Annotated in this window: 18 protein-coding genes; 6 read left to right on the forward strand and 12 right to left on the reverse strand. The window is 70.3% G+C overall.

The genetic code is table 11. The features are described 5' to 3' along the window. Positions 1-6 precede the first annotated feature (6 nt). From ACF8NF_RS19295 to ACF8NF_RS19305, 3 genes are all read left to right on the forward strand, one after another. Positions 7-2247: a TonB-dependent receptor gene (locus ACF8NF_RS19295; protein ID WP_392451050.1), complete on the forward strand. Its 2241-nt coding sequence runs from the start codon at positions 7-9 to the stop codon at positions 2245-2247. 97 nt (positions 2248-2344) lie between these two features. Then, positions 2345-2674, forward strand: a complete 330-nt coding sequence (locus tag ACF8NF_RS19300) for a type II toxin-antitoxin system PrlF family antitoxin (RefSeq protein ID WP_016448384.1) — start codon at positions 2345-2347, stop codon at positions 2672-2674. Beyond that, positions 2671-3162: a type II toxin-antitoxin system YhaV family toxin gene (locus ACF8NF_RS19305; protein ID WP_034363310.1), complete on the forward strand. Its 492-nt coding sequence runs from the start codon at positions 2671-2673 to the stop codon at positions 3160-3162. The genes ACF8NF_RS19300 and ACF8NF_RS19305 overlap by 4 nt, the downstream gene beginning before the upstream one ends. Before the next feature lie 14 nt (positions 3163-3176). On the opposite strand, the gene ACF8NF_RS19310 is transcribed toward ACF8NF_RS19305, so the two are convergent. From ACF8NF_RS19310 to cbiE, 7 genes are all read right to left on the reverse strand, one after another. Beyond that, the gene (locus ACF8NF_RS19310) at positions 3177-3689 is read right to left on the reverse strand and encodes an MgtC/SapB family protein (RefSeq protein WP_016448386.1); all 513 of its coding nucleotides are present in this window, start codon (positions 3687-3689) and stop codon (positions 3177-3179) included. A gap of 114 nt (positions 3690-3803) precedes the next feature. Beyond that, positions 3804-5201 carry a chloride channel protein gene (locus ACF8NF_RS19315; protein ID WP_017406579.1) on the reverse strand — a complete coding sequence of 466 codons (1398 nt, stop codon included), beginning with the start codon at positions 5199-5201 and terminating at the stop codon, positions 3804-3806. A gap of 274 nt (positions 5202-5475) precedes the next feature. Then, positions 5476-5805 carry a DHCW motif cupin fold protein gene (locus tag ACF8NF_RS19320; protein ID WP_013800515.1) on the reverse strand — a complete coding sequence of 110 codons (330 nt, stop codon included), beginning with the start codon at positions 5803-5805 and terminating at the stop codon, positions 5476-5478. 63 nt (positions 5806-5868) lie between these two features. Next, positions 5869-6666, reverse strand: a complete 798-nt coding sequence (gene cobF / locus ACF8NF_RS19325; RefSeq protein WP_017406580.1) for a precorrin-6A synthase (deacetylating) — start codon at positions 6664-6666, stop codon at positions 5869-5871. Then, a complete protein-coding gene (gene cobM, locus ACF8NF_RS19330; RefSeq protein WP_392451052.1) occupies positions 6663-7529 on the reverse strand; it encodes a precorrin-4 C(11)-methyltransferase in 867 nt (288 codons plus the stop codon). Before cobM ends, cobF begins: the two co-directional genes overlap by 4 nt. Continuing rightward, a complete protein-coding gene (locus ACF8NF_RS19335; protein WP_061288943.1) occupies positions 7526-8023 on the reverse strand; it encodes a cobalamin biosynthesis protein in 498 nt (165 codons plus the stop codon). The genes cobM and ACF8NF_RS19335 overlap by 4 nt, the downstream gene beginning before the upstream one ends. Further along, the gene (gene cbiE / locus ACF8NF_RS19340) at positions 8020-9222 is read right to left on the reverse strand and encodes a precorrin-6y C5,15-methyltransferase (decarboxylating) subunit CbiE (protein WP_392451053.1); all 1203 of its coding nucleotides are present in this window, start codon (positions 9220-9222) and stop codon (positions 8020-8022) included. The genes ACF8NF_RS19335 and cbiE overlap by 4 nt, the downstream gene beginning before the upstream one ends. On the opposite strand from cbiE, the gene ACF8NF_RS19345 reads away from it, so the two are divergent. Further along, the gene (locus tag ACF8NF_RS19345) at positions 9221-10033 is read left to right on the forward strand and encodes a cobalt-precorrin-6A reductase (protein ID WP_392451055.1); all 813 of its coding nucleotides are present in this window, start codon (positions 9221-9223) and stop codon (positions 10031-10033) included. The genes cbiE and ACF8NF_RS19345 overlap by 2 nt on opposite strands. Here ACF8NF_RS19345 and cobJ read toward each other — a convergent pair. The 4 genes from cobJ to cobG are packed head-to-tail and all read right to left on the reverse strand — an operon-like array spanning position 9949 to position 13433. Next, a complete protein-coding gene (gene cobJ / locus ACF8NF_RS19350; protein ID WP_392451056.1) occupies positions 9949-10800 on the reverse strand; it encodes a precorrin-3B C(17)-methyltransferase in 852 nt (283 codons plus the stop codon). The two genes, ACF8NF_RS19345 and cobJ, sit on opposite strands and share 85 nt — an antisense overlap. Further along, on the reverse strand, positions 10794-11564 hold the full coding sequence (cobI, locus tag ACF8NF_RS19355; RefSeq protein WP_392451057.1) for a precorrin-2 C(20)-methyltransferase: 771 nt from the start codon (positions 11562-11564) through the stop codon (positions 10794-10796). The genes cobJ and cobI overlap by 7 nt, the downstream gene beginning before the upstream one ends. Next, positions 11554-12183 carry a precorrin-8X methylmutase gene (locus ACF8NF_RS19360; protein WP_013800507.1) on the reverse strand — a complete coding sequence of 210 codons (630 nt, stop codon included), beginning with the start codon at positions 12181-12183 and terminating at the stop codon, positions 11554-11556. Before ACF8NF_RS19360 ends, cobI begins: the two co-directional genes overlap by 11 nt. Further along, positions 12183-13433 carry a precorrin-3B synthase gene (gene cobG, locus ACF8NF_RS19365; protein ID WP_392451058.1) on the reverse strand — a complete coding sequence of 417 codons (1251 nt, stop codon included), beginning with the start codon at positions 13431-13433 and terminating at the stop codon, positions 12183-12185. The genes ACF8NF_RS19360 and cobG overlap by 1 nt, the downstream gene beginning before the upstream one ends. Before the next feature lie 245 nt (positions 13434-13678). Between cobG and ACF8NF_RS19370 the strand changes: the two genes are divergently transcribed. Both ACF8NF_RS19370 and ACF8NF_RS19375 read left to right on the forward strand, forming a co-directional pair. Then, positions 13679-15442, forward strand: coding sequence for a methyl-accepting chemotaxis protein (locus ACF8NF_RS19370; protein WP_392451059.1), 1764 nt, complete (start codon positions 13679-13681; stop codon positions 15440-15442). A gap of 18 nt (positions 15443-15460) precedes the next feature. Next, positions 15461-16594: a FecR family protein gene (locus ACF8NF_RS19375; protein WP_392451060.1), complete on the forward strand. Its 1134-nt coding sequence runs from the start codon at positions 15461-15463 to the stop codon at positions 16592-16594. Between the two features lie 54 nt (positions 16595-16648). Here the strand turns inward: ACF8NF_RS19375 and ACF8NF_RS19380 are convergent, their stop codons facing one another. Beyond that, entirely contained in the window at positions 16649-17359 is a 711-nt protein-coding gene (locus tag ACF8NF_RS19380; RefSeq protein ID WP_392451061.1) for a LexA family protein, read from the reverse strand. Positions 17360-17457: the final 98 nt, after the last annotated feature.

Consider the following 17457-nt stretch of genomic DNA (forward strand, 5'->3'; position numbering starts at 1 on the left):
TTTTCCATGCACTCCCCCCTCCACACGCTGACCCCGATCGCCGGGGCCCTGGCCCTTCTTTTGTCTGCTGGCGCCGCATGGGCCCAGCCTGCCCCTTCCACGGCAACGGCCGCGCCCGAGCTGGGCACCGTCACCGTGGAGGCCAGCGCCGATGCGTCGGCTGAAGGCCTGTCCAGGCCCTACGCGGGCGGCCAGGTGGCACGCGGCGGGCGGGCCGGGATTCTGGGCACGCGCGACAACATGGAGACGCCGTTCTCCATCACCAGCTACACCAACGAGCTGATCCAGGACCGCCAGGCCAAGAGCGTGGGCGATGTGCTGCAGAACGATCCTTCCGTGCGCGTGGCGCGCGGCTTCGGCAATTTCCAGGAGTCCTACTTCGTGCGCGGCTTCGTGCTGGGCTCGGACGACGTCGCCTACAACGGCCTGTATGCCCTGCTGCCGCGCCAGTACATCGCCACCGAGCTGTTCGAGCGCGTGGAGCTGCTGCGCGGCGCATCGGCTTTTCTGATGGGCGCCAGCCCCAATGGCGGCGGGCTGGGCGGCAACATCAACCTGCTGCCCAAGCGCGCGGGCAGCGATCCGCTGTCGCGCGTGACGGCAGGCATTGCCAGCGGCGGCCAGGCCTTTGTGGCGGCCGACGTGAGCCGGCGCTTCGGCCCCGACCAGGCCACGGGCATCCGCCTCAATGCCGCGCACCGGGGCGGCGATACCGCCATCGACCAGGAAAGCTCCAAGCTCGATCTGTTGTCCGTGGGCATGGACTGGCGCAGCCGCAATGTGCGCCTGTCGGGCGACATCGGCTGGCAGGACAACCGCCTCAAGCGCACGCGCACCAATGTCACGCCGGGCGCAGGGCTGGCCGCCATTCCTGCGGCGCCCGATGCTTCCTCCAACTGGGCCCAGCCCTGGACCTATTCCGACGAGCGCGACCTGTTCGGCACGCTGCGCGGCGAATGGGACATCAACAGCAACGTGACGGCCTGGGCCGCCTACGGCCTGCGCCGCAGTTCAGAGAACAACTCGCTGGCCAACATCACGCTGGCGGCGGCCGGCAATGGCGCGGCCACCACCAGCCGCTTCGACAACGCGCGCAAGGACCGCGTGAGCACAGGCGAGCTGGGCGTGCGCGCACGCCTGAACACGGGCAGCGTGGGCCATGAGATCGTGGCCAGCTACTCGGCCTTCGACCTCAAGGTCTACAACGCCTACGGCATGAGCACCGGCGGGGGCAGCAACACGCTGGCCACCAATCTCTACGACCCGCGCTACTACGCGATCACGCCGCTCAACTACCTGGGCAACGACCTGTCCAACCCCGCCTACAACCGGGGCACGCGCCTGAACAGCTTTGCCTTGGGCGACACGCTGTCGCTGATGGACGGCCGCATGCTGGTGACGGCCGGCGTGCGTCGCCAGACGATAGAGACCGACTCGGTGAGCTACCGCATCGTCAGCAACGGCGCGGTCACCAGCCAGGGCGGCGTGCGCACGGCCTACGACCAGAACCGCACCAGCCCGGTGCTGGGCGCGGTGTTCAAGCTCACGCCGCAGGTATCGCTGTACGGCAACTACATCGAGGGACTGGCCCAGGGCGACACGGCACCGGCCAAGTCGGGCGACACCATCATCGCCAACGCGGGCCAGCAGATGTCGCCCTACGTGACCAAGCAAAAGGAAGTGGGCGTCAAGTACGACGGCGGCAAGCTGGGCGGCGGCCTGGCCTTCTTCTCCACCGACAAGCCGCGCTCGCTGATCGACGGCAACCTGTTCACCTCGGCCGGCAAGGACCGTCACCAGGGCGTGGAATTCAACGTCTTCGGCGAACCCATGCGCGGCCTGCGCCTGCTGGGCGGCGCCACCTGGCTGGACGCCAGGCAGCAAAGCACGGGCCGCGCCACCACCGACGGCAAGCGCGTCATCGGCGTGCCGCGCTTCCAGGCCACGGCGGGCGTGGAGTGGGATGTGCCGGGCATCAACGGCCTGGCGCTGGACGGCCGCCTGGTGCACACCGGCGCCAGCTACGCCAACGATGTCAACACCCTGCGCGTGGCCGGATGGAACCGCCTGGACCTGGGCGTGCGCTACATGACCGAAGTGCAGGGCAAGCTGCTCACGCTGCGCCTGCGCGTGGACAACGCGACGGACCGCAACTACTGGGCCTCCGTGGGCGGCTACCCGGGTTCGGGCTACCTGACGGTGGGCGGTCCGCGCACGTTCTCTCTGAGTGCGAGTGTGGATTTCTGAGGCGGGATGCGCGTGCTTTTTGGGGAAGGAACCTTTCGCCCGGGCATGGTAATGCACCTGCATTACCATGCATGGCAGCCTATCAGGAGATGCCATCATGTTTTCGACACTTGAAGCCGAATCCACGCTCACTGACCGCTACCAGACCACCATTCCCGAAGCCGTTCGCCGCGCATTGCACCTGAGCAAGCGCGACAGGATCCACTACACCATCTTGCCCGGCGGTGAGGTCGTTCTCAGTCGCGCCGACTCCGCCGAGGATGCCGATCCCGTGCTGGGCCAGTTTCTCGGCTTTCTGGCACAGGACATGGCAGCCCACCCCGAGCGCCTGCAGACCATGGATGCCCGTCTGGCGCAGCAGATCCAGGCGCTGACCGAAGGCATCGAGGTCGATCTGGATGCACCGCTTCTGGCAGACGACGAATGAGCGCCGTACCGCCCGCCCCCTTGCGCATCCACGGCTGGACGGTATTCATGCACCCGCTTTTCCTGGCCCAGCTGCAGGCGTTGAGCCAGGAAGTGGAGGGTCTGAAAACCAAGGACCCTGGCGGGTACACACGCAAGAACGCGACCAAGCGATTGGCGGCGATCCGCAAGCTGGCATTCGATGTCATCCCGCAGGATCCGACGCGGCCAGACTACCGCCAGGGCCATACCCTGGGCGAGGAGCACAAGCACTGGTTTCGGGCCAGGTTCTTCCAGCAGTACCGCCTGTTCTTTCGCTTTCACGCCCCCAGCAAAATCATCGTGTTCGCCTGGGTCAACGATGAGGACACCAAGCGAGCCTATGAGGGCAGCGACGATGCCTACAGGGTGTTCCGAAAAATGCTCGCCAACGGGCACCCTCCTGGCGATTGGGACAGTTTGCTGGCACAGGCGAAGTCCCCGCCACCCGACTCACAGCCGCACGCCTGAGCCGCAGCCCGCCCTCAGGTCTCGCGCGGCTTGGTGTCCGGCTCCGCGTCATCGTGCGGCGGCGGCGCACTGACCACATGCGGCAGCATCACGAGGATGACGATGGCCAGCAGCGTGGCCAGCAGCGCGATGGCTTCGCGCCCCAGGCCGCAGGCCACGCCGATGGCGGCCGTCATCCAGATGCCGGCTGCCGTGGTCAGGCCCTGCACCTGTTCCTCGGAGTGGCGCTTGATGATGGCGCCCGCGCCCAGGAAGCCTACGCCGGCCACCACGCCCTGGATCACGCGGCTCATGTCGGCAATGTCCATGCCGCCGCGCTCGGGCACCAGCACGAACAGCGCCGCGCCCATGGCCACCAGCATGTGGGTGCGCAGGCCTGCGGCCTTGCCCTTGTGCTCGCGCTCGTAGCCGACGATGCCGCCCAGCAGCGCCGCCAGCAGCAGGCGCACCATGACGCGCGTGACCTCGGCCGCATCGGGCAGGCTGGAAAATTCCTCGACCAGGGTGTTGGCCACTTCCTCCCACATGGCGCGTTCCTTTCCTTAGGTTTGCGTCCGGACTCAGGAAGGGAGCATGGCGTGGCGTGCAGCACACCCAGGCCATCGCCATTCGCCATTGGCTGTCAGCCAAGCGCGCCCGCTTCAGGCGCCTGCGGGCTTGTCCTGGTCCTTCGGGGGAGAGGCCTGCTCGGGCACCGGTGCGGGTGCCGACGCAGGAGCAGGAGCAGGTGCGACCACCATGCTCAGCATGTGCTGGGCCAGCGTCTCGTACAGCGGCCGGGCCAGCATGCGCGAGACCAGGCTGGCCAGCATGGCCGCCGCCATGAGGCTGAGCACCATGGAGTGGCCGTCCACCATCTCCATGACGATGATGAAGGCCGTCAGCGGCGCCTGCGTCACGGCGGCCAGGAAGGCGGCCATGCCCATGGCGATGAGGGCGGGCGCGATGTCTGCGCCCATGAGGCCGGCCACGTTGTGGCCCACGCCCGCGCCAATGGACAGCGACGGCGCGAAGATGCCGCCCGGCACGCCCACCCAGGCCGACAGCCAGGTGGCGATGAACTTCAGGGTGACGTAGAACGAAGGCACGTCGGCCTGGCCCGCCAGCATGTGCTTGACGGCTTCCGAGCCCGCGCCGAAGGTGGCGCCGCCCGTGACCATGCCGATGACGGCGATCACCAGCGCGACCGCCGCCGCGAAGCGGATGGGAAAGCGCGCGCGCAGCTGGTTGAGCCGCTCGGGCGCGCGGGTCAGCGAGGCGGCCAGCAGCTTGGCGAACAGGCCTCCCAGCACGCCGCAGGCCAGGGTCACGCACAGGCCCGGCAGCAGCGCGTCCCAGGTCAGGTGGGGCACCTGGATGCGCCCGAAATAGCTGAGGTTGCCGAAGGCCGACACGCCCATCAGGCCGGCCAGCACGATGGCCGCGATGATCAGGCCGCTGGAGCGCGACTCCAGCTTGCGCGACAGCTCCTCGATGGCGAAGACCACGCCGGCCAGCGGCGCGTTGAAGGCCGCCGCAATGCCGGCCGCGCCGCCGGCCACCAGCAGCGCATGGTGGCTGATGCCCGAATGCGGGCCGAACCAGCGCCGCGCATGGTGCATGACACCGGCGGCCACCTGCACCGACGGCCCCTCGCGCCCGATGGACAGCCCCGCCGCAAAGCCTGCGCTGGCCAGCGCCATCTTGGCGAAGGACAGCCACAGCGACACGAAGCGCCCGCGCTGCGTGGAGTCCAGCGCCGGGTCCAGCGTGGCGATCACCTGCGGAATGCCCGATCCCGCCGCACCCGGCGCCCAGCGCCGCGTGAGCCACACGGCGCCCGCCGTGACGGCAGGCATCCACAGCAGAACGGCCCAGCCGCCCTGCCAGTGGTAGATGCTCTCGAAGAATTCGAAGCCCGCGTCCGCCATCAGCGTGAAGGCCACCACGCACAGCCCGGCGGCGGCGGCATAGGCCAGCACGATGGTGCGGTCCAGCCAGCGCCTGCCGTCCCGGAATTCCTGGTTCAGGTTGTGGAGGAAGTCGGGTTCTTGCTGCATCGCGTGAAGAGGCTGGGCGAAAGCTCTTCATTGTGCACAAGCCCGGCCACAGGGGCTGTCGCCATCGGCAATGCCTACTTCGCCGCTGAGTTGATGGCCGATGACTGTGTACCTGGAGAGCCGTCCGTCAGGCATTCCACCCCCCGGCATGGGCACCCTGGCAACCCGTGCCGTACGCCACTCAATGACGGCACGTTTGCGCAGCTCTCGCCCGCGCCGGCGCGAACCCGTCGCAGACCTGCAGCGCGCTGCCGTGCCGATCGTGCCTGCAGGTTCAGTCCACCACGAAGAGCCTGGCGCCCTTGGGCGAGCGCGAGCGGTGCGGCTCGGCGTTGTCCGCCACCTGGTAGCTCATGCCGGGCGTCAGCGTGAAGCGGCGGCCGTCCGCCAGTTCGGTCTCCAGCTCCCCTTCCAGGCACAGCAGCACATGGCCCTTGGTGCACCAGTGGTCGGAGACATAGCCGGGCGTGTACTCCACCGTGCGCACGCGGATGTTGCCGAAGTTCTGCGTGCGCCAGAACGCCTGGCCGGCCTCGGCCGAATGCTCGGTGGGCGCCACGGCGGCCCAGTCGGTGGTGTTGAAGGGGATGTTGTCCATCTGCATGGCGGGATTCCTTGATGAAGGGGGTGTACAGCGTGGGGGCCGGCGTCGGCAGCAGCCTCGGCCTCAGCCGCCGCGCCGCAGCAGGTAGATATCCATGATCCAGCCATGCCGCTCGCGCGCTGCGGCGCGGGCCTGCACGATGCGCGGGGCGGCCTCGGCCAGCGGGCCGCTGTCCAGCATCTGGCGGTCCATGCCCAGGTAGGCACCCCACCAGATGTGCAGGCCGTGGGAGGGCAGCTCGGTGAAGCTGCACTGCCCGTCCAGCATCACCACGGCCGTGTCCACGCCGGGCGGCCAGCCCTGCTCGCGCAGCTGGCGGCCCGTGGTCACCACGAAGGGCTGGCCTATGCCGTTGAGCGCAATCGCATGCGCGGCGCACAGCACCTGCATGGAGCTGATGCCCGCCACCACGCGCACTCTGTGCGGCGCCGGCTGCATGCGCGCCGCGATGCGCAGCGTGCTGTCGTACAGAGCCGGGTCCCCCCAGACCAGCAGGGCGACCTGCAAGGGCTGGCCGGGGGTGCGCGGCTGCAGCCCCTCGTCCAGGGACCGGGTGATGGCCGCCTGCCAGCAGCGCGTGATGGCCGCATGCCATTCATCGACCTGGGCCAGGTAGTCGTCGCCCACGCTGCGGCGCACCGGCATGTCGAAGCCTTCGATGCGCGGGCCGGGCGCAGTGAGCACGGCATCGCACAGGTCGCGGCGCAGGGCGGCGAGTTCGGCCTTGTCCTCGCCCTTGTGCGGCAGCAGGATCAGGTCGGCGGCCTGCATGGCGGCCTGGGCTTCGCGCGTGAGGTGGTCGGGGTTGCCCGTGCCGATGCCGATCAAGCTCAGCGCCACGGGCGGCAGGGCCGCGCTCATGGGGCGGGGTTCCCGAGGGGCACGTCGCTCACGGTGTCCCTCAAGGTATCCCTCGCGGTATCCAGCGCGGCATTCGCATGCACATCGGTGGCGGGAAAGCGCGGCTCGGTGCCCAGCGGGCGGTAGCGGCGGTCGTAGTCGGCCGCGTAGAGGCGGCTTTCGCCGAAGTCCTCGGCCTGCAGGCTGCGGCCCACCAGGATCAGGGCCGTGCGCTCCATGTGGGTGGCCACGGCCTCGGTCAGGCTGCCCACCGTGGTGCGCACCACGGTTTCGTCAGGCCAGCTGGCGCGCCAGACGATGGCCACGGGGCAGTCGGCGCCGTAGTGCGGCAGCAGCTCGGACTGCACCTTGGCGGCCACATGGATGGACAGATGGATGGCCAGCACGGCGCCCGTGGCCGCGAAGGCGGCCAGGTTCTCGCCCTCGGGCATGGCCGTGGCGCGGCCCGAGGTGCGCGTCAGCACCACGGACTGGCACAGGCCGGGCAGGGTCAGCTCCGCGCCCAGCGTGGCGGCGGCGGCCGCGAACGAGGGCACGCCGGGCGTGACGGTGTAGGCAATGCCGGCCTCGCGCAGGCGGCGCAGTTGCTCGCCCATGGCCGACCACACGGACAGGTCGCCCGAGTGCAGGCGCGCCACGTCTTCGCCACGCGCCTCGGCGGCCTGGATCTCGGCCACGATGTCGTCCAGGCTCATGGATGCGGTGTTGACGATGCGCGCGCCCGGCGGGCAGTGCGCCAGCAGCTCGCGCGGTATCAGCGAGCCTGCGTACAGGCAGACCGGGCAGGCCGCCATGAGGTCGCGCCCGCGCACGGTGATCAGGTCGGCGGCGCCGGGGCCGGCGCCGATGAAATGCACGGTCATGCCGTTGCTCCTTGTTTCTTGGCCTGGCTGGCGTGGGCCAGGCAACAGTTCAGAGGTCCGCCCTGGCCCACGGCCAGGGCCAGGGTGGCGCTGCCATCGTCCGCGACCAGGCGGGTCACGCTCAGGGCGGAGTGCGGGCCTGCTGCGGCCAACGCCGCCGCCTCGGCCACGCTGCCCGTGCCATAGCGCGCCAGCATGCGCGGCGACTGCGTGACCACGGGCTGCCCAGGCAGTTGCCCTGGCGGCACGCGCACCAGAACGGCCGTGGGCACGACAGCCGCCATCCAGGCGGCCAGCGCCGGGTGGCCGGCCTTGGTATCCAGCACGGCCACCGCGCAGATGGGCTGGGGCGCGCAGGCGCCTGCGTCTGCGCTTTCCGGCAGCTGCGCCTGCGCCCGCTGCCACAGCGCCTGCAGCGCATGGGGCAGTGCGTCGGTGTGCAGGCCCAGGCCCAGCACGCCGCAGCGGTGGGGGATGGCTTGGTCCGGGTTCACCGCTGCCAGCTCCACTGCACCAGCGGCCGCGCAGCCTTCCAGCTGCGCATGCGGCCCAGCGGCTCGGCGCTGGAGATCTCCAGCCGCAGCAGCTGGCCGCCGTGCTGGGCCTGCAGTTGCACCAGCAGGGCCTCGGTCTCCAGCGTCACGGCATTGACCACCAGGCGGCAGCCTGCGGGCATGAGGGCCTGCAGGCGATCGAACAATTCGGCGTCAAAGCCCCCGCCCACGAACACGGCCTGGGGCCGGGCCAGCGCCTGCAGTTCGGCCAGCGCCTCGGGCGCCACGCCCTGCACCACGCGCAGGCGCGCCTGCAGTCCGAAGCGCCGGGCGTTGAGGCGGATGTTGGCCGCACGCGCCGCATGCTGCTCCAGGCTGATGGCCGAGCCACCGGCCAGGCACCACTCCACGGCCACCGAGCCCGAGCCGCCGCCCACATCCCACAGGCATTCGCCGTGGCGCGGCGCAAGAGCCGCCAGGGTCAGCGCGCGCGCCGGGGCCTTGGTGATCTGGCCGTCGTTGGCGTACCAGTGGTTGGGCCGGCCCGGCACCAGGGGCAGGGCCGCGCCGCCCTGGGCGAGCACGGCCACGGCCACGGGCGCACAGGCAGGGTCGGCGGCCAGGGCCTGGGCGGCTTCGGCGGCGCGCCATGCGCGGCGGCGCTCGCGCGGGCCGCCCACGGATTCCATGACCTCCAGGCGGCTGTCGCCCCAGCCTTCCTGCACCAGCCAGTCCGCCAGTGCGGCCACGGCGGCGCCATCGCGCAGCAGCACCAGCGACTGGCGGCCTGGCGACAGGTGCGGCAGCAACTGCTGCACATGGCCGGCATGCAGGCCCAGGCAGACCGTGTCTTCCAGCTTCCAGCCCAGGCGGGACGCCAGCAGCGAAAATGTCGAAGGTTGGGCGTGGCAGCGCCACTCCTGCGGCGCCAGATGCGCCGCCAGGCTGCCGCCCGCCCCGAACCAGAACGGATCGCCCGACGCCAGCACCACCGTGGGCCGGCCACGGCAGGCCAGCACGGGAGCCACGTCAAAGGGCACGGGCCAGGGACGGCCCCGCTCGCCGGCACCGGCCAGCGCCAGGTGGCGCGGCCCGCCAAAAACGGTCTCGGCCGCGTCCAGCGCGCGCAGCGCGGCGGGCGAGAGGCCGTCCAGGCCGTCTTCGTTCAGGCCCACCAATGTCAACCAGGGATCAGTCATGCCCCATGTTCTCCTGCTGGGCGGCACCAGCGGCGCCAGCCAGCTGGCCCAGGCCCTGCACCGCGCCGGCATTGCCGCCGTGTTCTCGTATGCGGGCGTCACGCAGTCGCCCGTGGCCCAGCCCCTGCCCACGCGCGTGGGAGGCTTTGGCGGTGCCCAGGGCCTGGCGCAATTCCTGCGCGGGCAGGCCATCAGCCATGTGGTCGATGCCACCCACCCGTTTGCCGCACAGATGAGCCGCAATGCCTGCGAGGCCTGCGCCGCCACCGGCACGCCGCTGCTGGCGCTGGAACGCGAGCCCTGGCAGGCCAGTGCCGGCGATGCCTGGATCGACGTGTCCGACATGCAAGCCGCCGCTGCCGCCCTGCCCCAGGCAGCCGCCCGGGTGTTTCTGGCTGTGGGCCGCAAGCAGCTTGCGGCCTTTGCGGGCCAGCCGCAGCACCACTATCTGCTGCGCCTGGTCGATGCGCCCGAGCCCGGCAGCCTGCCCCTGCCCCACACCACGGTCGTGCTGGGGCGCGGTCCTTTCAGCGCGGACGACGATGAAGCCTTGTTGCGCACGCACGGCATCGAATGGCTGGTGGCCAAGAACGCAGGCGGCGAGGCCACGCGCGGCAAGCTCGATGCCGCACGCGCCCTGGGCCTGCCCGTGGTGATGGTGCAGCGCCCGGCGCTGCCGCAGCGCCAGCGCACCGGGTCGGTGGCTGCGGTGCTGCACTGGATTGCTCATGGCGTGCTGCCGATAGCACCGCCCGCGCCGATAGCACCGCCCGCGCCGACAGCACCGCCCGCGCCGCCATCCATGCCGTAGTGGCGTGGCGTGTAGACCCAGCGGCCCACGCGGCGCGTGGCGCTGTTGCCCACCAGGACCACGGTGCGCATGTCGGCCATCTCGGGCGTGGCCTCGGCCAGCGTGCATACGTGCAAGTGTTCCTCGGGCGTGGACACGGCGCGCGCAAACACCAGCAGGCGCTGCGGCTCGCAGCGGGTGCGCAGCAGCTGCAGGAGGCGCACAAAGCCTTCGGGCCGGCTCTTGGAGCGCGGGTTGTAGAAGGCCATGGCGAAGTCGGCCTCGGCCGCCAGTTCCACGCGCCGCGCGATCACCGGCCAGGGCTTGAGGTTGTCCGAGAGATTGATGCAGCAAAAGTCATGGCCCAGCGGCGCGCCGGCCCGCGCGGCGGCGGCCAGCATGGCGGTGATGCCGGGCAGCACCTGGATATCGAGCGCCTGCCAGGCGGCGGCCTGCGCCGCATCGGCCGATTCCATGGCCTCGAACACAGCCGACGCCATGGCGAACACGCCCGGGTCGCCCGAGGACACCACGACCACCTGCCGCCCCTGCGCGGCCAGCGCCAGCGCCTGGCGCGCGCGCTCCAGCTCCACGCGGTTGTCCGAGGCATGCCAGGCCACGGCCTGGCCCTGACCCGCCTGCGCCAGCAGGGCCTGCGCGCGGGACACATAGGGCAGGTAGCCGACCACATCGTCGGCCCCGTGCAAGGCGGCTGCGGCTTCGGGCGTGATCTGGTCCAGTGCGCCCGGACCCAGCCCCACCACCGTCAGGCGGCCGGCGCTCACCATGCGGCCTCCGGGCGGCGGCCCTGGCCGTGCACGAGCACGATGGCGAAATAGGGACAGGCGTCGTCGGACACATCGCCCAGGCGCGCGACCTGCTCGCTGTCCGTGGTGCCGTTCTGCACCAGCCAGGCGGCCTCCAGCCGGCCCGTGCGCTGCAGGGCGCGGCGGATGCGCGGCAGGTTGCGGCCGACCTTCATGACGACCAGGGCCTCGGCGGACTGCATGCGGCGCACCAGCTCGTCTTCCGACAGGGTGCCGGTCATCACGCTGAGCACGTCGTCGCCCCAGGTGATGGGCTCGCCCGTGGCGTGCCAGCAGCCCACCATGCCGGGGATGCCGGGCACCACGTCCAGCGGCACCTGGCCGCGTTCGCGCAGCCGGGTGTAGAGATGCATGAAGGAGCCGTAGAGGAAGGGGTCGCCCTCGCACAGCACCACCACCTGCTCGGTCTGCGCCAGCGCTTCCAGGCGCAGGCACCAGTCGTCGTAGAAGCGCGCCAGCAGGTCCACATAGGCGGGGCTGTCCACGGGCAGCTCGGTGGTCACCGGGTATTCCATGACGTGCTCGGCAGCGCCTTGGGCCAGCAGGCCGTCCACCAGCTGGCGGGCCTTGCCGGGCCGGCCCTTCTTGCGGAAGAACGCCACCTGGCGCGCGCCGCGCACAAGGCGGTCGGCCTTGACGCTCATGAGTTCGGGGTCGCCCGGGCCCAGGCCCACGCAGACAATGCCGGGCCCGCCCTGGCCGGGACGCGGCTGCCTACTCGACATGGCTGGCCAGTGCGTTGATGGCGGCCACGGTGATGGCCGAGCCGCCCAGGCGGCCGTGCACGGCCATGCAGGGCACGGGCAGGTCCTGCATCAGCGCCTGCTTGGATTCCATGGCGCCCACAAAGCCCACGGGGCAGCCGATGATGGCGGCCGGCCGGGGGCAGGCCGGGTCCTGCAGCATGTTGAGCAGGTGGAACAGGGCCGTGGGCGCATTGCCGATGGCCACCACGGCGCCGGCCAGGTGCGGGCGCCACAGCTCCAGCGCGGCGGCGCTGCGCGTGTTGCCCATGTCACGGGCCAGCGCGGGCACGCGCTCGTCCTGCAGCGTGCAGATGATGGGGTTGGCGGCGGGCAGGCGCGAGCGCGTGATGCCCTCGCTGACCATGCGCACGTCGCACAGCACGGGCGCGCCGTTTTGCAGGGCCTGCGCGGCGGCCTCGGCCATGCCGGGCGAGAAGGCCACGTGCGGGGCCAGCTCCACCAGGCCAGCGGCGTGGATCATGCGCACCACCACGCGTTCCTCGACAGGCGTGAAGCGTTCCAGCGCCGCCTCGCGGCGGATGGTGGCAAAGGACTGCCGGTAGATCTCGGCGCCATCGGTTTCGTAGCGGTGCAGCATTATTCTTTTGAAAACAGCAATCCCGGATTGTCTCGCACCGAGGCCAGGGTCCGCTGCTCCTGCGCCCTATCCCCGGCACGGCCGTGGCGCACTACGGAATAGACAGGGCCTTCGCCCTCGTCTTCACCTTCTGCCCGCAGCACCACCGTGGCCGGCGCCTGCCGCGCGCAGCCCTTGGCGCATCCGGTCACATGCAGGTGCGCGCCGTGGGGCACCTGCGGCGCCAGCTCCAGCGCCAATGTCTGCGTGGGACCCAGGGCCTGGGTGCAGCCCGGCGCGCCGGTACAGGCGGATACGCGCAGGCGCGGGTCATGGGCGTGGGTGATCCAGTCAGCGGCGCTGTCCAGCCCTGCAGCCGCCCACCAGCGGGGCAGGTCGGCACCAGCTTCCGCGTCTTCGTCTTCCACCAGCAGCATGCGCCAGGGAGTCACACGCAAAAAGGCCTGCTCAGGCAAGGCGCGCACCAGCCGCGCCAGCGCCACGGCCGGCAAGCGGCCCAGCGGCGCGCCCAGCAGCCAGCCCAGGCCAGGCACGGCACCCGGCGCCGGTCCTTCGCCGTGGGCCGGGGTTTCTGTCTCTACCCAGTCCAGTCCGGGGGGCGGCTGCAGTTGCGCCGCCACTGCGGCCATGCGCCCGGGCCGCAAGCCCTGGGCGCGGCGAAGGGAGGCCTGGTCGGCAAACCAGCGCGCCAGCGCCAGGCCTGCGGCCACGGCCTGGCTGGCATCGGCCACGGCCAGCGCCTGCTGCCGTCCATCGGGCTGCACCAGCCAGCCGGTGGCTGTGCGCTGCAGACGGATATCGGCGGACACGCCGGCCAGCCGGCCCGGTGCGCCTTCCACCGACCAGCCGAACTTGGCGGGCAGGCCGGCCAGGTCGTCGGCCGCATCCAGCGCCTGCTGCAGGGCCTGGCCCAGCGCATGGACAGCCTCCTGCGGCCGGCACAGCGGGTCGATCACCAGGTTGCGGCGGCGCTCGCGGCCCGCGTCGGCGTCCAGCAGGCCCACGGCCGCCAGGGCGCGCAGCACGGCGGCGTGCCGACCGGGTGCAATGCCGCGCAGCTGCACATTGGCGCGGCTGGACAGCTCCAGCGCGGCAGTGCCATGCACCAGGGCCAGGCGTGCCAGGCGCCGCGCCTGGGCCACCGTCAACCGCCCCAGCGGCGGGCGCACGCGCACCACCAGCCCGTCGCCGGAGGCCATGGGCTGCCAGGCGCCGGGGCACCAGCCTTGTATGTGGGGAGGGGTATGCATGGGATGGGGACCGACTGTAGCGCCGACGCAGCCTGTCCCGCAGGGGCAGCACCCGCAGGCGGTCAAGAAATGCGGGCTTTGTTGATCCAGCCTGCACGGGAAGCGCAGCGTTGACGCTAAACCGATGCCTCGTCTGAATTTGTCACTTCTCATGGAAATTTAACAATTTTCAAAGGGCTTTTATCAAATTAATCACTTATTCTTTGATAAAAACTGATACTTGCACCATCTACCTGGAAAGCGCCATGAATCTCCGCACCTGGACCGTCAAGACCAAGCTCTACGCCGCCTTCACCGCCCTGGCTCTGCTGGTCGCGCTGGTTTCCGTATCCGCTCTGCAGGCGCTGGACGATGCCAACCGCAACCTGACCCGGTTCGTCGATGGCGTGAACGCCCGTGCCCAACTGGCCGAACAGGTGCGCGCAGCCGTGGACAGCCGTGCCATCGCGGCGCGCAACCTGGTGCTGGTGAACACGCCAGCCGACCTGGAGCTGGAAAAAGCGGCCGTGTACGCCGCCCATGCCGAGGTCAAGACCCGGCTGGACCAGCTCAAGGCTCTGGTGGCCGCGCCCGGGGTGGGTGAGGAGGCACGCGCCCTGGTCGCCCGCATCGACCAGATAGAGCAGCGCTACGGCCCGGTGGCGCTGGACATCGTCGCGCTGGCGCTGCGCCAGCAACGGGGCGAGGCCATTGCCAAGATGAACAGCGAGTGCCGGCCGCTGCTGGCCCAGCTGATCGCGGCCACCGACGAGTACAGCCGGCTCACGCGCCAGCACGCCCAGGACATGGTGGAGCAGGCCACGCAGTCCTATGTGCAGCAACGCAACATGCAGATCGGCATGAGCGCGGTCGCCTTCGTGCTGGCCCTGCTCATGGGCCGGCTGATCGCACGCGGCCTGACACGCGCGCTGGGCGCCGAGCCTGCCCAGCTCGGTGAAGTCGCCCGCCAGATCGCCGACGGCAACCTCGACCCCGGACTGCTGCGCAGCGAAGCGCCCGCCGGCAGCGTGCAGGCCTCGCTCAACGCCATGCACCAGAGCCTGGCCAGCGTGGTCAGCGACGTGCGCAACAACGCCGACAGCGTGGCCGTGGCCAGCGAGCAGATCGCCAAGGGCAATGCCGACCTGAGCCGCCGCACCGAGCAGCAGGCCAGCGCGCTGCAGCAGACGGCGGCCTCCATGGACGAGCTGTCCTCCACCGTGCAGCAGAACGCGGACAACGCGCGCCAGGTCAACCAGCTCGCGCTCGGCGCCAGCCAGGTGGCGGTCAAGGGCGGCACCGTGGTGCAGGAAGTCGTCGGCGCCATGCAGGACATCCATGCCAGCTCGCGCCAGATCGGCGACATCGTGGGCGTGATCGACTCCATCGCCTTCCAGACCAACATCCTCGCCCTCAATGCCGCCGTCGAGGCCGCACGCGCCGGCGAACAGGGCAAGGGCTTTGCCGTGGTGGCCGCCGAGGTCCGCACCCTGGCCCAGCGCAGCGCGCAGGCCGCCCGCGAGATCAAGCAGCTCATCACTGACAGCGCCACGCGCGTCAGCCAGGGCGCGGAGCTGGCCGACCAGGCCGGCGCCACCATGGCCGAGGTGCTGCAATCCATACAGCGCGTGACCGACCTCATGGGCGAGATCAGCAATGCCAGCGACGAGCAAAGCGCCGGCGTGGCCCAGGTCGGACAGGCCATGAGCCAGATGGACCAGGTCACGCAGCAAAACGCCTCGCTGGTGGAAGAAAGCGCGGCGGCGGCCTCCAGCCTCAAGTCCCAGGCCCAGCGCCTGGTGCAGGCCGTGGCCATCTTCCGCCTGGGCGACCAGGGTGGCGCGGCGCAACAGCCGCGTTTGCAGGCGCCGCTGCCGGCGTCCGTGCCCACGCGCGCGGCCACGGCATCTGCGCTGGCGCCGGCCAGGCCGGCACCGGCACGACCCGCAGCTGGCGCGCGCCCTGCAAGCCCTGCACGCCTGGCTGCGGCCAAGCCGTCCGCCGAATCGCAGGACTGGACCAGCTTCTGAAACCGGCAAGCCGCACGCATGCGCCGCCACCGCTCCTGCACCGCGCCCCTGGACAAGGCTGCGCAGGTGCGCGAACTGGAAGAGTTCTTCCGCGGGCAAAACCCCATCGACCTCGCTGCGGCCGACTGGCACACGCGCATGGAGCAAGGCCTGACCGCCGAGGAAGAAGCCGAATTCACCGAATGGCTGGCGGCCAGCACGGCGCACGAGGCCGCCTTGCGCCACCTGGGCCAGAGCCTGGCGGCAGCGCGGTCCATTCCCCCCGAACAGGTGGCGCGCCTGCGCGCGGAGCAGGCACGCCGGCGCTCGCAGTCGGCGCCTCACGCACACCCGGAACCGGCCTCGCAGCGCCCGTCCTCCGAAGAGCGCCAAGGCTGGAGCTGGTCCCCCCTGCTGCCGCGACCTGCCCTGGCGGCCCTGTGCTGCACGGTGGCCCTGGCCCTGGCCGTGGGCGTGGGCGTGGGCTGGCACCAGTGGCAGCAGCAGCCCACCTTCACCAGCAGCCACCTGACCCCACGCGGCCAGGCCAGGACCATCACCTTGCCGGATGGCACCGCACTGTCCCTGGATGCCGATACCCAGGCGCAGGTAACTCTGTACCGCGACCGGCGCGAGGTGCGCATCACGCAAGGGCAGATCCTGTTCGCCGTGGCGCCCGACAGCGCCAGGCCCTTCCATGTGCTGGCCGGCCCGGCGCGCGTCACCGTGGGCGGCACGCAGTTTTCCGTGCGCTATCGCGCCACGGGCATGGAGGCGGGCAGCGCCCAGGTGGCCGTGCAGGAAGGCCATGTGCGCGTGGCCGGTGCGCAAGGCGCGGCAACGCCTGCCGACCTGGTCGCTGGCCAGGCCCTGAGCGTGTCGCCTGCAGGCGTGCTCGGTCCGGTGTCGGCTGTGGCGCCCGGCAGCATTGCGCTGTGGCGTAAGGGACTGATCCGCTTCGAGAACACGCCCCTGGCCGACGCCCTGGTGGAACTGGAGCGCTACGGGCCGACCGGCCTGGTAGTGCACGACCCGGCCGTGGCGGCTCTGCGCATTGGCGGCACCTACCAGGCCAGCCGCCCCGCCGAGTTCGCACGCATGCTGGCCCAGATCCTGCCCGTCACTCTGGTGGCCGGGCCCGATGGCCAGACCGAGATTGCCACTGCGCCCTGAGCACGGAGGCGGGGCGCCGGGGCCGCGCGGCGGTCTATCGAAACAGCTCGATCGTCAGCTTCCCCGCAGCCGGCGCCGGTGTTCGATCACCGTGCCCAGCAGAACCAGTCGGTTCCTGTCGCTGCGCAGCACGGCATGGTCTTCGTTGAGCGGTACCAGATCAAAGACCTCGATGCCGTCCTCTCCCACACCGCGCACGCGGTACTTTCTGAGCAGCACCTGCCGCTTGCCATTCCTGGCCAGCACATGGTCGCCGGGCCGGGGGCTGGCCTGCGGATCGATCAGCACACGGTCGCCCTCGCGCAATTCGGGCGACATGGCATCGCCCTCCAGCGCAAGAAAAAACGCACCGGGCGATGCGTTGTCCTTGCCGAATTCGATGTCCAGGGTTTCAGCGGAATCAGGGAATGCGCCGTCATCTGCCAGGGCTGCAGCCTGGGCATGCGAGAGAACGGGATATTGGCGCAATCCTTTGGGAAACTCGGGCAGATTGGTGCCGGGCGTGTCCCCCTCTGGAAGCAGGGGCGGCAGATCGGAAACCATCTTCACCAGCCTGGGACTGATTTCGAAAAGCGAAACCTTCAAGCCCTTGGCATACGCAATGCCCGCCTCCAGGCTGATGGGCCGGTTGCCGCTTTGGTGCTGGGAGACCATGGAGGAGCCGCCGGGAATGCCGGCCTTCTCTGCGAACTCGGCCTTGCTTTTCACAGTAGAGAGCAGGCGCTTCAGGTTCGCCGCCTCTTGCTCGGTGGTCCAAACTTTCATGTAGCGATGCTAATAATCGAAACCATTAGCAATGCTTTTCATTTTTCGATAGCTATGCTAAATTTTTCTCATGAAAAATGCAGCCAGCAAAACCCTGT

Origin of the sequence: Delftia sp. WSY_22 (assembly GCF_043104185.1) — a bacterium.
In the GTDB taxonomy this organism is placed as follows: Bacteria; Pseudomonadota; Gammaproteobacteria; order Burkholderiales; family Burkholderiaceae_C; genus Comamonas; species Comamonas tsuruhatensis.